This window comes from Micromonospora yasonensis (assembly GCF_026013475.1).
In the GTDB taxonomy this organism is placed as follows: Bacteria; Actinomycetota; Actinomycetes; order Mycobacteriales; family Micromonosporaceae; genus Micromonospora; species Micromonospora yasonensis.
Map to the genome: position 1 here is coordinate 41,484 of NZ_JAPDPH010000020.1, position 15,126 is coordinate 56,609.

Here is a 15,126-nt window from a genome sequence, read left to right on the forward strand (position 1 = left end):
ACAGCGGCCGACCGGCAAGGCCCGGAAGCCGAACCCCGGGCCCGATCAGTCCCGGCACAGCGGCACGTCCGGCTCCACGACGGTCCGGTTGACGATGTCCTTCTTGATGAAGTCGGCCTCCTGGGGAATGCTGACCCCCAACACCTGCTCGATCGCCTTGACCAGCGGCTCCGACAGGCTGATGCCCTCGCCGGCCCGTACGGTCAGCACGAGCGTGGATCCTCGGCATTTCACCCCCGGCCCGACGGGTAGCGGCAAGCCGACCCGGCCGGCCGCCGATCCGTTGGTCACCCCGACCGAGGCCACGATGCCGACAAACGGCCCGGCGCCCGCGACCGGCAGGCCGAGCATGAACCCGAAGCGGAACTCCGCGGCCACCACGATGCCCTCGACACCGATCGAAACGCCACGGATGGATTTCACGATGCTCTCCTGCACGGAGAAGGCCGGCGTCAGAACGCTCGACTGGACGTAACCGATAGGTCCGTCGAGGCCCCACTTGCCGGTGGCCTTGATGTTGCCGTTCTTCGCCGAGAACCCGGTGCTGACGAGAAACTTGAACGTCTGCTTGAGGGTCGCCGGGAATCCGCCGATGATGATGGGCTGCTTCACCTCGATGGGCAGCTCGATCTTGACCTTCTTGTTGTCCTCCAACCCACCCTCGGCGCCGGCGGCGATGGTGATGGCGAGCCCCTCGACTCCGTCGATCCGGAACTGCGGGTGGGGGATCACGCCGTTGGTCACCCGGATGTCCCCCCACGCCCTGAGGTTCCGTATCAGCAGTTGGATGTCGAAGTCGACCTTGAGCCGCTGCACGGCGGTCGAGTGCGAGGCGGTCAGCCCCATCTTCGACTGGTCCTTGTACGCCTCGATGTCCCAGTCGCCGACGTTCCGCTTGATGGTCTTGGCCCCACGCGCGCCCGGCTCGGGCGCCGGGGCGAAGACGATCGGCGGCACGGCGAGCCGGACATCGCCCACGCCGATCGCGTTCACCCCCAGCCCGGTTCCCTGTGCGGCGTCCGGGACGACCACCCCGGCCGGACCCCCGTCGACGACCTCGCCGAGCAGGTCAGGAAGCGGGCCGAAGGTCTGCGCCTCAGCGTCGAGCGGTCGATCGAACGTGAAGTGGCCGTCCCGCACCACATCGGTCAGCCGCACCGGGGCCAGGGTGACGGCCTTGTCGTCGCCGGACCGCTCGACCTTCACCACCCGGCCGACCGCCTCGCTCGTGGCGAACATGATCTTACCGGGCGCCACGTCCTTGACACCCCGGGCGTTGCCGTCGATCACGTAGGTGAACCCGTCCCTGCTCACCGACCGGACGACCCCGCTGCCGCCCGCCACGAGCACCACATCGGGCTGGTAGACCACGGACTTGTCCGGCTTCGGGCCGTACCCGTACCGGACGTCGGTCGTATCGGATCCGCCGAGATCGACCTTGCCGCAACCGGCGGCCAGGAGGATGACGACCAGCCCGGCCGCCATCCGTCCGCGTCTCCGCATGTTCGCTCCCGCTCCGCTCACAGCCGCCCGGCCACCACCTGGATCAGGTCCTTCAGGGGCTTGTGGTTCTCCTTCGGGTCGTTGAGCAGCACCAGGCGGATCGCAACCCACGTGTCCGCCTTCTGGACGAAGACCTCATTCGCCTGCGTGTCCAGGTACGCCTCGTCGCCGATGCCGGACAGCGTCTCCAGTTCGTGTCCCAATTGGCGCTCGATGTCGAGCATCTTCTTCGCGCCGTCGCCCACGTAGACCTCCACCTGGCCGGTCGGGCCGGTGACCGGTGCCGTCCAGGTGCAGCTCTGTTGGCCGGCTCGGTGCGGGTCGAGCTTGAGCCGGGCCAGCGCGGCCGCCTCCTGATCGGTCACCAGGTCGCACGCCTCCGGTTCCGGCTTGCCGGCCGGGGCGGACGACGCGGCATCCTCCGCGGGAGCCGCGGACGTGGTCGCCGACGGTTGGCCGTCGGCGCTCGCCGGCCGGGACGGCTCCTCCGATCGTCCGCACCCGGTCACCGTGAGCAGCAGCACGGTGGCCGGCGCCACGAGCAGCCATCGACCGACACCCGCCGGCCCGGTCATGACGCGCCCACCTGTTCCAGCGACTTCTCGAGCCCCGGGCAGTGCTTCATGGTGTAGTCCGACACCGGCGGCAGCGCTGTTTTGACCTTCGCCATGGTCGGGTTGAGGCGTGCGTAGGCCGCAGGGTCCTGGGCCATGCTCTTGCCCGTGGTGTCGATGACCGCGTCGTAGAACTCGCTGAGCGCCGCGACCTGGGTCTTGATCTCGGCCGGTGCCGCTGGCTGCAGATCCTTCACCCGGGCGTGCGCCCGGTCCACCTCGGCCTTCCGGTCGATCGCGCCCTGCGCGAACAGCGGATCGATGGAGGCGGTGAGGGCCTTCACCGCCTCGCACCAGCGGCTGCCGCCACCCGGCTTGTCCTGGCCTGTCGCGTCCCCGCCATCGGCCTGGGCTGTCGCCTTCCCGTCGTCGGCCTGAGCGGTCGCACCAGCGGTGCCAGCCGCGTTGGCACCGCCCGCCGCCGGTGCCGCGTCGTCGGGCCCGCAGCCCGCCAACAGGAGCCCGACCGCCAGTGCGGCAACACTCCCCCGAATCCGTGTCATCGATCCCCCTCCGACGAGAGCGAGCTGACCGCCTCGCATACGTCCAACCTCGCTGGACGGCCTGCGGCACGCGCCGGCCGTCCACTTGATCAGTCTGATCGGCCGGCTTCGGGAGTCGTTCAGGAATTGTTCAGGCGGACGGACGCACTCGCTCCGGGAGGGGAAAAGCCACCGGCTCGACGTCCATCTCACGCATCCGCGCGCCGTACTCCTGGTAGCGGCGGCTCGCCTCGCCGTGCCGCCCAGCGGCCGACAACGCGCCGATCAGCCCCAGGTGGGCCGGCTCGTCGTAGCCGTCCTCGACGGTGAGCCGCAGGTACCAACCGATCGCCGCCTCGGTGCGGTCCAGTTGCCGGCACCGCCTCGCCAGCCTGTGGATCACTTCGCGATGCAGGTCGGCCAGGACGGCACGGGGCCGCTGCACCCAGTCTCCAACGACCTCGCCGTCGTCGCAGAGATCGCCGGTGTACCTGGCCACCACCGCCTCGAGGCGGCTCAGCAGCCGCACATCGCCATCGGTGCCCGCGGCCTCTTCCGGATCCGGCCTGCCGCTCGGCCGGGCCTTCGTCGTGCTCGCGCCGTCCGCCGCGATGGCCGCGCGGGCCGCTTCGTAGAAGCGCAGCGCGTCCACCGCGACGTGCGCCGGGTCGATCCGTACGGTGGCAGGGTCGGTGGCGAGGTAGCGGTCAGCCGGATGCTGCCGGTCCGGATCGAGTACGCCCCGGACGGTCGAGATCAGGACGGACAGGCGGCGCAACGCCACGTCCGTCCGGGCCTCCGGCCACAGCGCGGTCGCCAGGGCCTCGCGGGCAATCGGCTTCCCCAACTGCCCGACCACCATCTTGAGCAGGTCCCGCGCCTTGCGGGACTGCCAGCTACCCGCCGGCACGGGCACCCCGGCCAGCCGTACGGTGAACTGACCCAGGGTTTGCACCTCAACCTCGGGGACGGGCGCCGGGCCGATCGACGCCAACGGGCCGGCGACCTGCCAGGCGCCTTCCTGCACGCCGATCTGCGTCAGCCGTTCGTATGCCATCTCCTCCGCCAGTTGGTCGCCGGACAGGCGTGCCTGCAGTAGGGCGTTGGTGGCGAGGGCGAACTCGTTGCCGAGTTCGGCCCAGATGGCCGCTGCTTCGACCAGGCTGGCGAGGAGGCGGCGGACCCCCCGGGCGGACGCCGCCTCGGGGGTGGCCCGGTGGGAGGCGAGCGCGGCGAGCTCCATCGCCTCGGCCAGGCCGGCGGCGTCACGACGGCGGCCGGCCTCTGTTCGGACCTGTTCGCCGTAACGGAGTGCGGTCTGCGGATCGCCGGAGCAGAGGGCGACCCAGCCCGCGGCCAGTTCGGCGATGGTGGGCCCGGCGGCGCTGGGCATGGTCAGGGCGCGCCCGGCGTACCGCTCGGCCGCCACCGGATCGTCCGCGTAGCTGATCCGCGCGAGCCCCGCGCACGCCTCGACCAGCACCTGGGCGTTCCCGTCCGGCTCGCCCATCGCCAGCGCCGCCTGGTAGGCGACCATCGCCTGGCGGGCAGCGCCACGGACCCGGTGCACCCGGGCGGTCAGCGTCAACCCGAAGGCCGCCAGCGGCGACCCGGCCCGCTGCCACCGGGCCAGGGCCTCGTCCGCGTCGCTCCGCGCACGACGCAACTCGCCCAGCCCCAACCAGGCCTCCGCCCGGTTGTACAACGCCAACGCGAGCAGTGTCTGGTGCCCGAGCAACTCGCCGAGCCGGACCGCCTCCCGGAGTTCCTCGACGGCCGACCGGTAGCGGCCCTCCTCCACCAGCCGTGAGCCGACGTTGCACCGGATCCGGAGTTGCTGGCCGAAGTCGCCGGCCCGTTCGGCCGCCGCGAGCGCCCGGGCGTACGCGTACTCGTTGTCGGCCCGGTTGCCGTCGCTGAACGCGACCAGCGCCTGCGCCACGTACGCCGCCGCCACCGCGGAATCGTCCCCGCTCTGCTCCGCGACGCGGACGGCCTCCTCGGCGAGTTGCCGGGTCTGCGTCTGGTCGCCCCGCGCCCAGCGGGCCGAGGCCAGGCCGGCGAGCACCTGGGCGCGGTCCGCCAGCGCGAACGGCCGATGGTGGTCCGCAGCGTCCAGTGCCGCGCGTTGGTAGCAGGCTTCGGCCGCGTCGAACCGCCCTCGTTGGTGCAGCAGTACGCCGAGGCGCCAGGCCAGCGCCGCCGGCAACGGCGCGTCCGCCGGCACGGCGGCGAGGTGGCGCAGGGCCTCGTCGTAACGCCCGTCGTGTACGGCCGCCTCGACCGGACCGAGAACGTCAAGCCGGTCAGGACCACCCGTGTCGGTGGTCTTGGCGCCAACGCCTTTCATCGGAGTCACCTGTCACTGGTCCTCGTCATCCGATCCCGGGGTGAGGGCACCGTCCCCTGCCGAACGTACTCCTCATCGTCAAGCGTTCCCGCTGCCTGGCGATACGTCACGACAGGCACACCGAGGCCGACGAGACCGAACAGTCCGGCCAGGACCAGCCCGACGACAGTGCGAGAGCGCATCGCTTCTCCTTGGGCCCGGGGAGATATAGCGGATTTCCGCAGCGTATGCCGCTCCACCCTATTCGCGGATCAGTGCTACCTCGAATCTGGAGTGTCGCCTCGCCGTCGACGCCGCCGACCACGGCGGCTTGGCTGCTGGTCCTCGGCGCGCTCGCCGGCCTGGCCGTACACCTGGCCCTATCTACCACGGACGGGAAAGGATCAAAGCCGATCCGCTCACCGGGACGTCGCGCCGCGGATGAGATCCGCAGCTCGCCAGGCGATCATGAGTGTTGGGGCGTTCGTGTTTCCTGAGGTGACCTCGGGGATTACCGAGGCATCCGCCACTCTGACGTTCTCCGTGCCGCGCACCCGCAGTTCCGGATCCACGACGGATTCAGGACCGACCCCCATCCGACAGGTACCGACCGGATGGAACCACGTATTGACGTTCTGTCTGACGTACTCACGCAGGTCGCTCCGGCTTGAAACGGATGCCCCGGGGGCGACTTCTTCCCCGGTCCAATCCTTCAGCGCGTTCGCCGACGCCAGTTCCCGGGAAATCTCCGCCGCGCACACCAACCGCTGGACGTCCACGTCCTCCGCCAGATAGTTGGGGTCGATCAACGGCGGGACGGTCGGGTCGACAGAGCGCAGCCGCAGCTCACCCCGGCTCTCCGGTTTGAGCAGCCCGGGGTAGAACGAAAAGCCCATGTGCGGCTCGATCGACCCGTCGAAGACCAGCGGCAGGTTGAGCACCCCGAACTGCAGGTCAGGCTCCGTCAGTCCCGAATCGGTACGGCAGAACAGGCCCAGCTCGCTGCCCTGGTTCTGGGCTGGAGGAATCGGCTGACGGGAACGCCACGTCAGCGGGAGGCCCGGGTGGTCGTGCAGATTCCGCCCCACGCCCGGCAGGTCGGATCTGACATCGATGCCCAGGCCGCGAAGCTCATCCGCCGGCCCGACGCCGGACAGCATGAGGAGCTTCGGAGACTCGACGGCACCGGCGGTGAGCACGGCCTCGACCGACACGCCGACCGAGTGCAGCTGACCGTTCTGCTCGAACTCGACTGCGGTGGCACGACCCGTCGAGTCGAGGACGATGCGATGCACCTGCGCGAACGTCTTGACGGTGAGGTTGGGCCGACCGACGGCTGGCCGAAGAAATGCCACGCTCGCGCTCTGGCGGCGACCTTCCCACATCGCGAGCTGGTTCCAACCCACGCCGTTCATGTCCGCGCCGTTGAAATCTTCGTTCAACGCATACCCGAGCTCAAGTGCCGCCGCCATGGTGGCCACCGAGTGCGGATTATGATGACCGGGAATCCTGATCTTGAGCGGCCCGCCGACTCCCCGGTACCGCTCGTCGCCGTCGGGACGGTCCTCCAGCGCCTGGAACACCGGCAGCAAACTGCGGTAATCCCACCCGGCACAACCCCACGACGCCCAGGCATCGTAATCGCTCGGAAGCCCGCGCATGTGGACCATGAGGTTCAACGAACTCGATCCGCCGAGCACCCTTCCGCGTGGCCAGGGAATCGACCGGTTCCCCGCGTGTGGTTGCGGCACGGTCTGGTACGACCAGTCGACGTCACTGCCGATGGTCTCGAACCAGCGGCGGGGATCGGTGATTTCGGCACGCTGCTCGTCGCCGCCGGCCTCGATCAGCAGCACGGTGACCTCGGGGTACTCGGACAGCCGCTCGGCGAGGACACAACCTGCGCTGCCCCCACCGATGATCACGAAGTCATAGAAGTCCATCTCGATCTCCTCGTCCCTTCGATCCAGCGACCGCCAGACGCGGTGCTCGCGGTCCGCCCAACAGCCGGCGGTAGGTGATCCCCCTGGATCCCTTGACGCCGCCCAGGCGTTGTTGACACTCGTCGATCAGCTCGGCTGCATCGACAGACAGTCGCATCCCAGATCCTCCATGCGGTAGCGGCTGGCACAGCAAGCTCGCGGCATCAGGGGCTATACAAACGGCGACGCACTGAATACTGTTGCATGTCGATTGGATACATGTCGATAGGTGAGCTCGATGTCCGATCTGCGGCCTCACGCTGTCGGGGCCCGACCAAGTCAACGGCCCGCTACCTCCCGCGCTGACGGCCAGAGCGCCACCACCGACACCTGGATCGAACGCAGCGCGTGCGTTCGCTGGGGGCTCGACGGGTGGTCGCGCCGCAGCGCCGAAGTCGTTCCCACGCCGGCGGGGCCGACGGCCAACATTCTCCTACGGTCGCGGCCGACCGGCCCGAGTCGCCGTCACCACCACCGACGACGGGGACTCCCATGTTGATCCACTGGTAACCCTTTCCCTGCACGACGGGAGAGCAAATGAGCGTTGACTGGAGTTTCGGCGGCCTGTGGCCATATGAGCCGAGGTGGCACTCGACCCCGGAGGGGCGCATACACTACATCGACGAAGGCCCTCGGGACGGCCAGCCGGTGGTGTTACTGCACGGGAATCCAACGTGGGGATTCTTGTATCGCAATTTTGTGGATCCGCTGGTCGCGGCCGGCCACCGCGTCATCGCCCCGGATTTTCTCGGCTTCGGGCGGTCCGACAAGCCAACTGACCCAGAGAACTACCGAACACTGGCGCACGTCCGCCGGTTGAGTGGCCTGCTCGACTCGCTCGATTTGCATGGTTCCGTCCTCGTGCCGCAGGACTGGGGTGGGCTGGCGTTGGCGTGGGCCGTCGCCAATCCTGACCGGGTGAGCAAGCTGTTCATCCTCAACACCACAATGCACAACCCCGATCATTTCGAGATTCCTTTTGCCCTCAGACTCTTTCGTCTGCCCGGGGTCGGCGAGCTCATGGTGAAGGGGCTTGGTCTCTTCCACCGGCTTTTTCTGTTCCGCATCGGGGTTGTCCATCGGGAACGGCTGACGCCGAATGTCAAGCACGCCTATCTCGCGCCGCATGTCACCTGGGGCAGCCGGACGGGCGTCCTGGTATTTCCACGGGAGATACCGGTCGGCCCGGACAGCCACGTGGCCGGTTTCACGACTCAGGTGGAGATCGGACTCGAACGCACCTTCCGGAACCATCCCGTACAGATCGTCTGGGCGATGAAGGACCCCGCCTTCACCGCAGATCTGCTCGACAAGTGGCTCAAGACCTTTCCCCAGGCCAAGGTCGTGCGGCTGGCGGACGCTGGCCACTACCTCCAGGAGGACGCCCACGAGCGCATCGTTCCGGAGTTGCTGAAGTTCCTCGCCACCTGACCCGAGGCCGGATGCTCAGTGGCAGACGGACGTGAGGCGCTCGTCGTCCTTCGGCTCACCACCCGGGGCCGTGCTGAAGACGTGGCAGCCGCTCGCGACGCCGTCGACGCGCAGGTACCCGCGCTCGCGTACCGCGGGCCGCGCGCGGCCGTCGACGTACACGACGTCCGCGGTGGCGTCCCCGGCCGGGACGAAGACCGACGCGACTGTGTTGCCCGGAACGTACGCGCCGACGTCCGTACGGTCGTCATGGGTGTGGAACGCTGCGCCGATCCGGCCCTTCAGCGTCGGCAGTGTGGCGCTCGCCCAGGTGACCGACTGCGGCTGGGGACGCAGATCGAACGTGGCGTAGCCGGGTGTGGTCGGCCGGAGGCCGAACATGCCCTGCGGGATGTTGTACGCCGGCGAGGCGGCCCACGGGTGGGAGTAGGTCATGTTCGACTTCAGGGAGGCGTCCCAGGCCTCTGCCGTGGCCCCCGCTCCGTTGGCGATCATGTTGAGCCAGCTGCGCCGGCCGCTGCCGGCGAGCAACTGGTAGGCCAGGTCGGAGCGGTCGCCGTGGTAGAGCGACTCGATGAGGAAGGCGGCGCAGTACACGCTGCACTGCATGCCGCGCGATCCGATGTAGTCGGCGGCGCGGGCCGCCTGGTCGGTGTCGGGGACGCCGAACGCGCTGGCGAAGACGCTGGCGTGAACCGCCCAGTGCTCGACCGGAGTGCGGTCGGCGTTCAGGCCGTCCCGGTAGGCGCCCTTCTCGTCGTCCCACATCAGCTCGTTCATCGCGGAGCGGATCCGCTCCCCCGTGGCGGTGAAGGAAGCAGCGTCGTCGTCGCGGCCCAGCGCCTTCGCGATATCTGCCATGTCCATGAAGCTGCGGTAGCCGATGGCGTTGATGACGGTGTTGTAGGGCCGGAAGACGAAGCCGTCCCGCTCGGACGCCGGCCAGTCGACGATGTCGCAGTCGGTCCGGCTGCCGCAGCCATCGGATCCGGTGTTCTTGCGGATCAGGCCGGTGCTGTCCTCGATCCACTGGACGGGCAGCTTGTCCCGCAGCTGGTCGTAGCCGCGCTCCAGTTGCGCGACATCGCCGGTCTGTTGATAGCTGTCGTGCATCGCCAGGATCATGTACATCGGCCACTCGGTGGGCCAGGTGCGCCGGGTGAGCAGGTAGTCGATGGAGTAGTTGCCCAGGGACGGGTCCGAGGAGGTGAAGAAGTTGGCCATCATCTGCAGGTAGCTGTCGGCCTCGTACGGCTCGCGCTCCCGGGTCCAGGAGTCGACGTACAGGTTGTGGTTGGTCGCCTCGACGGTGTTCCGCGACAGGCGCCAGACCTTGTCGAGGGCGTCGTCGGAGGAGTCGAAGACGGCAGCGTCGACGTCGAACGGGTAGACCTGCGCGAGGGCCGGGAAGTCCTTGGCTCCCAGACCGGTCGGCGCGCCGATCACCTCGAGGTAGCGAAACACCCGCATGCCCCAGGTCTCGACGTGCTGCGGCCCGTCGACGAGCGTCCAGCGGTCCTGGTACTGGTTGCCGGTGCGCATGGTGTAGCGGACGGCCTGCGGCGCGGAGAGCTCCTCGCCGAAGCGCAGCTCGAGGACCCTGCCGGCGTTGCCGTCCAGGTCGAGGCTCACACCGCCGAGCCAGGTCCGGCCGTAGTCCACGAAGTAGTGGCCCGGCTCCTGCTCGACGACCTCGACCGGGTACTCCAGCCGCTGCCGGACCTTGTCCGTGGGGGTGGCGACCAGCTGTGCGTACGGTGCTTTCGCCGCCGCCGGCCGCCACCCGGAGTCGTCGAAGCCGGGCTCGTCGAAGCCGGTCGGGTACGCCGCCACCTGGACGTTCTCCTTCGGGGCGGTGTAGTAGCCCGTGCCGATCGAGCCGGCCGACGGGTAGACGGCGGAGCCGTTGAGCGTGGTCCAGTCCGTTCCGGTGCCGAACGCCTGCCGCGTGCCGTCGACGTACTCCACGACCAGCTGCGCCTGGAACCGCCGGTCGCTGGCGGTCCACGCGAGCGCGCCGAGTACGTTGGCGCCACCCTGCCGGACCAACTCGGTCACGTCGAAGCCGTCGTACCGCGTCTCACCGGCGATGGACCGCGTGGGGCCCAGACCGACGAACTCGCCGTTGAGCCACAGCTTGTAGACGTACTGACGGCCGGGCTCGGGCGACGAGCCGGTCGCGAAGACGGTCGCCCAGGCGACCTCCTTGTCGGCGGTGTCGAACTCGCCGCGGAGGAAAGCCCAGTCCGTGCTGCCGAGCCCGTAGACGCAGTTCTGGCCGGTGCCGACGGTCAGCCTCCCGCCGGCCACCGTGCCGCAGGGGAAGTCCGAGCTGGCGGACTCGAAGTCGTTGGCGTAGAGCCGGCGCCCGTCGGGCGTGGTGACCGTCAGGTTGTCCCAGCTGTTGCGCTCGCTGCCGCCAGTGCGGAACCCGATGCTGCCGCGGGTGAACCGCACGTTCTCCGTGGTGTCGATGAGCCGGCCGTCGAGCCAGGTGCGGACCGTGGAGCCCGCGACCTCGATCCGGAGCCGGTAGTCGGTGTTGCGCTGGAGCGCGACGCCCAGCGGAACCGTCTTCAGCTCCTGGAAGGTGCCGTTGACCCGCTGGTGCGGCGCGAGTCGGTTGACGCCGTCCCCCCTGAGCTGCCACATGAGGTAGTTACTGGGGTCCTGCGCGTTGAACACGATGGTCGCGTTCTGCGTGGTGATCGAGAACGTCGTCTCGATCGTGTAGTCGCTCCACCGCAGCGGTGCGGGATCGGCGAGCCAGATCGGGCTGCTCTGTCCCCAGTCACCGCCGAGGGACGTGCCGAAGCCGGCCGGCTGCGACCACGGGGACACCTTCCCCGCGCCGTCCCAGGTCCGTACCCGCCATTGGTAGCGCTCGCCGCGGTCGAGGACCGGCCCGGCGTACGCCACGTTCGTGCTCTTCGGGGACGCCACCTTCCCGGAGTCCCACACGAGGTCTTTGCCGGACTGCAGGCCGGAGAAGGTTTCGGCCACCTGTACCCGGTAGGCGGTCTGTTGCGCCGCTGGAACGTGCCAGCCGAGGAGCGGCGCATCGACGTCGTCGACGTCCGCCGGCTCGGAACGCTGCTCGACCGTGAGCGCCGACGGAAAAGCGTTGCCGGGCGCGGCGTCGCTCCGCTGCGCGATGGGCACCGCGCTGACGACGGCGAGCGCGACGGTCAGCGCGAGGCTCAGTGCCCGAGTGGCCAGGCGCGGGCGGGAGGCGTGCGTCAGGAACATCTGCGTCCCCTCTATTGAAACGTTACAGCGGGGATGCTAACGGTCAGTGACCTGCGTCACAAGATTGTGGCCGGATGCGGCCACCCGGCGCGGAGTCTCAGTTGCCCCCGACTCACAGCCCGTCCAGCCGATGCCACATCCCCACCCGTACCGGCACGCCAGGAGACGCGTGCAGGACGGGATCGCCGACGGGCGCCACCAGTCCCGCCCCCGTAACCAGGTCCTGCTCCAACCGCAGTAGCTCGGTCCGGCGCAGCGGCCACTCCGGGTGTTCCACCTCGGCGGTGGCGAGTTGGCCGGCGATAACCGTGAACAGGCGGTACCGGGCGGTGAGGAAGTGGGCCAAGTCGTCGCGCTCCGCCTCATCGAGGGGCGGGCCCGGCCTGACATCGGCGTCGCACCGCAGCCGTCGCGGGCTGGGCCAGCGGCGCCGACAGCGATAGGCGACCTGCTTGTCGGTGAGCCGTACCGCCATGTCCGACCAGAAGTAGGGCAACCGATAGCCCGACCGGGCGGCCAGGACCGCAGGCAGCCGCGCCGCGTCCAACGACAGGAACCAGATCCCACTGCGGCCTCGCCGGTCACGGACGTACGTGCGAACGTTGGTTTCGGGAAACTCCGACAACCACGGTACGGCCGGCAGCGCCGGCGCCCGGAGCCCCTGCATGAGGAACGGCGTCAGCCCGACCCAGGCTGATCCGTCAAAGGTCTCCACCGCGAGCCCAGGCGGCAGCATCGACTGCAGTGCCGAGGGCGGATAGCGCCAATGGATGAACGTTATCCAACTCCACCGGTGATACATCACCGGTCGGCTCACCCTCGGCGGCGGTGGAGCCCTCACCGGCCCTTTCCCTCCCCGCGCTGATCACCTGCGGGTCGCCCGCAGCAACCCTCCACGCCTGGTCGCATACCCCCGGCGGGCCGATCCGCACCGGCTCTCCGCTCGGACCTGACGTCAAACCCAGAACGGCACGGCACCGAAGCGTCGTACCCCGCTTTGGACCGTCGCCGCGTCGCGCCCTGGCCGGGGTCTGCCGCGTTGCCCTCAACCGCTAAAGGTTATACCATTCTGCCAGCCCGCAGCTCGAAGGCAACACCTGCACCCGTAACCGCGTCGGGACGCCAGCGCTCGCGAGCCCGCCCGCGCCGCGCCGGTGCTACGTCTCGGAGCGGTCTGGGCGTCCACGGAGGCGCTGGAGAGAACTACACCGAGAACCGGAGGACCCCATGGGCAAGAAGGGCCGCGTCTTCGTACGCGGGTTGACATCGGAAACGTACGGCCTCGGCCAGTTCCGGCGCCAGCAGCTGGCGGTCGAGCGCGTGCGCGACGACAGCGTCGTCGTGGACGACGCGAAGGTCGCCCACTCCGGCGACAGCGCGCAAAGCCGTACGTGGTGGCGGATCGGCCCGGGCGACGAGGACTTCCTCACCCAGACGATCCAGGTGCACTTCGTCGAGCTGCCCGCGGAGTCGTCGAACCACGGGCACGGCCACCAGAACGAGGCCGCCTTCTACATCCTCGAGGGCCGCGGGTACGAGATCCACGATGACCAGCGCTACGACTGGAACAAGGACGATCTGGTCTTCGTGCACACCGACTCGGTGCACCGCCACTTCAACCCCTACTCCGAGCGCGCCGTGGCGCTCGTCGTCAAGGCGAAGTGCACCTGGATGTTCATGGGGCTCATCCAGCAGGGCCGGTCGGGTCCGGTCGAGAACGAGGAGCGGTTCGGACCGCGCGAGGACTGGTCGCGGATCTGGACGCCGGGCGTGCTCGAGCGGAAGAAGGTGATCTCTCCGTCGGACACGAACTGGGAGGACACGCCGCTCGGACGGGTCCGGGTCATGTCGTCGCCGGAGCGGACTGACGCCCGGATCTTCAGCGTGGACGCCTTCGAACTCGACATTCCCGCCGGTGGGCACAGCGGCAAGTACTGGAAGATGGCCGACGAGGTGTACTACGTCCTCGACGGCGAGGGCTACGCCCTGCAGTGGGAGGTCGAGGCGGAGATCGCGGAGCGGTACTACGCCCGGATCGCGGTCGAACCCACCCGCCACGAGATCAAGCAGGGCGACACCCTGTACGTCCCGCAGAACCACGTGTGCCAGATCTTCGCCGCCGACGGAACGCCGATGCGGCTGTTCAACGCGCAGAACCGGGTCTTCAAGCACCTCGGGTACGACACCGTGCACTACTTCGAGCCGGCCTCCGAGCGGGAGCCGGACGCCGGCCAACTGACCAGCGCCTCGGTCTGACCGCGACCCGTGTGGTCGGTGCCGGCCGCACGGCGCATCGCGCGCCGGCGCCCCTCGCGCGACAGCATCGCGTCGGCGGGGGGCGCCGCGGTCTTCTCCTGCTCACTCGGCATCGCCACCGTGGCGCTGCCGCTGTTGGCGCTGCGCTCCGGCTACTCGCCGGTCGAGGTCGGGGTGCTCACGGCCATCTCGGCGGTCGCCCAGATGGCGACCCGGCTCCTGCTGGGCGCCGCGATGCGCCTGGTCGGCGACTGGGTCCTCGTCCTCGCCGCCGCAGCTACCCTCTGCCTCTCCAACGGCCTGCTCGTCGGGTCGACCGCACTCCTTCCGTTCGCGCTCGCCGAACTGCTCCAGGGCATCGCGCGGGCGTGTTTCTGGACCGGTAGTCAGACGCACGTCGTGCGCGGTGACGCACCTGCCGTGGGCGGGCTCGCGATGATCAACTTTGTGTCCAGCCTCGGACTGCTCGCCGGACCGGTCGTGGCCGGGCTGTTGGTGGAGCGTTCGCCGCAGACCGCGCTCGGGGTGGGCTCGATCATCGCCGCCGTCGCCGTCGTCCCAGCGCTGGGTCTTGACCGGCTACCGCCGTTCCGCCCGCCGGCCGACCGCCCCCCGGGTCGGATCTGGCGCCGCTCCGGTGTGGACGTGGGGTGCTGGGCCGGGGTGAGCGCGGGCGCGTGGCGGGCCCTGCTCTCCAGCTACGTGCCGGTGGCGCTGGATCTCGCCCGGCAGTCCGGCTCCACCATCGGCGTGCTCGTATCGGTCGCCAACGGCGCCTCGGTCGTCGGCTCGATTCTCGTCGCGCGGGTGAGCGGCGACCGGGTGACGCGCTCCTTCGTGCTCGGCACGCTCGCCACCGGAGGCGCCACCGGGCTGGTGGCCCTGGCTGCCGGCAACCCGTGGGCCGCCGGCGCGCTGCTCGCGGTGTCCGGGCTCGGAGCGGGCGTACTACAGACCATCGGCCCTGCCATCGCCGCAGACTCGGTGCACGCCGAGGAGCGCGGTGATGCGATCGCGGTGGCCGGAACGTTTCGGGCGGCCGCGTTGTTCGCCGCGCCGCTGGCCGTCGCCGCCGCGGTCGCGGTCATCCCACTCACCGTCGCGATGGGGTTGGCCGGTGGCCTCATCGCCGCCAGCGCCGCCGCCGTCCGCGTGCGGTCCCCCGTCCGCTCTCCATCTGGAGGCCCCCCGTGAGAATGTCGCTGTCGTCCACGTCCACGCGGACCTTTCTGATCTGGCCGCTGGCCGTCGGCGTCGAGCAGGCGTTGAGCCGCCGGCGG

At 69.5% G+C, this 15,126-nt stretch carries 10 protein-coding genes; 3 read left to right on the top strand and 7 right to left on the bottom strand.

The genetic code is table 11. The features are described 5' to 3' along the window. Positions 1-45: 45 nt before the first annotated feature. The 5 genes from ONA70_RS07110 to ONA70_RS07130 all read right to left on the bottom strand — a co-directional run bounded on the left by ONA70_RS07110 (position 46) and on the right by ONA70_RS07130 (position 6,871). A complete protein-coding gene (locus tag ONA70_RS07110; RefSeq protein ID WP_265005528.1) occupies positions 46-1,503 on the bottom strand; it encodes a hypothetical protein in 1,458 nt (485 codons plus the stop codon). Between the two features lie 17 nt (positions 1,504-1,520). Continuing rightward, positions 1,521-2,078 (bottom strand): DUF3558 domain-containing protein, encoded by a 558-nt coding sequence (locus ONA70_RS07115; protein ID WP_265005529.1) that lies wholly within the window; start codon positions 2,076-2,078, stop codon positions 1,521-1,523. Further along, positions 2,075-2,620, bottom strand: a complete 546-nt coding sequence (locus ONA70_RS07120; RefSeq protein ID WP_265005530.1) for a hypothetical protein — start codon at positions 2,618-2,620, stop codon at positions 2,075-2,077. The genes ONA70_RS07115 and ONA70_RS07120 overlap by 4 nt, the downstream gene beginning before the upstream one ends. 130 nt (positions 2,621-2,750) lie before the next feature. Continuing rightward, positions 2,751-4,949: a BTAD domain-containing putative transcriptional regulator gene (locus tag ONA70_RS07125; protein ID WP_265005531.1), complete on the bottom strand. Its 2,199-nt coding sequence runs from the start codon at positions 4,947-4,949 to the stop codon at positions 2,751-2,753. A gap of 398 nt (positions 4,950-5,347) precedes the next feature. After that, the gene (locus ONA70_RS07130; RefSeq protein WP_265005532.1) at positions 5,348-6,871 is read right to left on the bottom strand and encodes a GMC family oxidoreductase; all 1,524 of its coding nucleotides are present in this window, start codon (positions 6,869-6,871) and stop codon (positions 5,348-5,350) included. A 576-nt stretch (positions 6,872-7,447) separates the two neighbouring features. Between ONA70_RS07130 and ONA70_RS07135 the strand changes: the two genes are divergently transcribed. After that, entirely contained in the window at positions 7,448-8,341 is an 894-nt protein-coding gene (locus ONA70_RS07135) for an alpha/beta fold hydrolase (RefSeq protein WP_265005533.1), read from the top strand. 15 nt (positions 8,342-8,356) lie between these two features. Here the strand turns inward: ONA70_RS07135 and ONA70_RS07140 are convergent, their stop codons facing one another. Both ONA70_RS07140 and ONA70_RS07145 read right to left on the bottom strand, forming a co-directional pair. Then, complete coding sequence (locus ONA70_RS07140; protein ID WP_265005534.1) at positions 8,357-11,590, bottom strand: glycoside hydrolase family 78 protein; 3,234 nt, start codon at positions 11,588-11,590, stop codon at positions 8,357-8,359. Between the two features lie 112 nt (positions 11,591-11,702). Next, entirely contained in the window at positions 11,703-12,407 is a 705-nt protein-coding gene (locus ONA70_RS07145) for a YqjF family protein (protein WP_265005535.1), read from the bottom strand. Between the two features lie 410 nt (positions 12,408-12,817). Between ONA70_RS07145 and ONA70_RS07150 the strand changes: the two genes are divergently transcribed. After that, the gene (locus ONA70_RS07150) at positions 12,818-13,846 is read left to right on the top strand and encodes a cupin domain-containing protein (protein WP_265005536.1); all 1,029 of its coding nucleotides are present in this window, start codon (positions 12,818-12,820) and stop codon (positions 13,844-13,846) included. 18 nt (positions 13,847-13,864) lie between these two features. After that, entirely contained in the window at positions 13,865-15,040 is a 1,176-nt protein-coding gene (locus ONA70_RS07155; protein WP_265005537.1) for an MFS transporter, read from the top strand. The last annotated feature ends 86 nt before the right edge of the window (positions 15,041-15,126 follow it).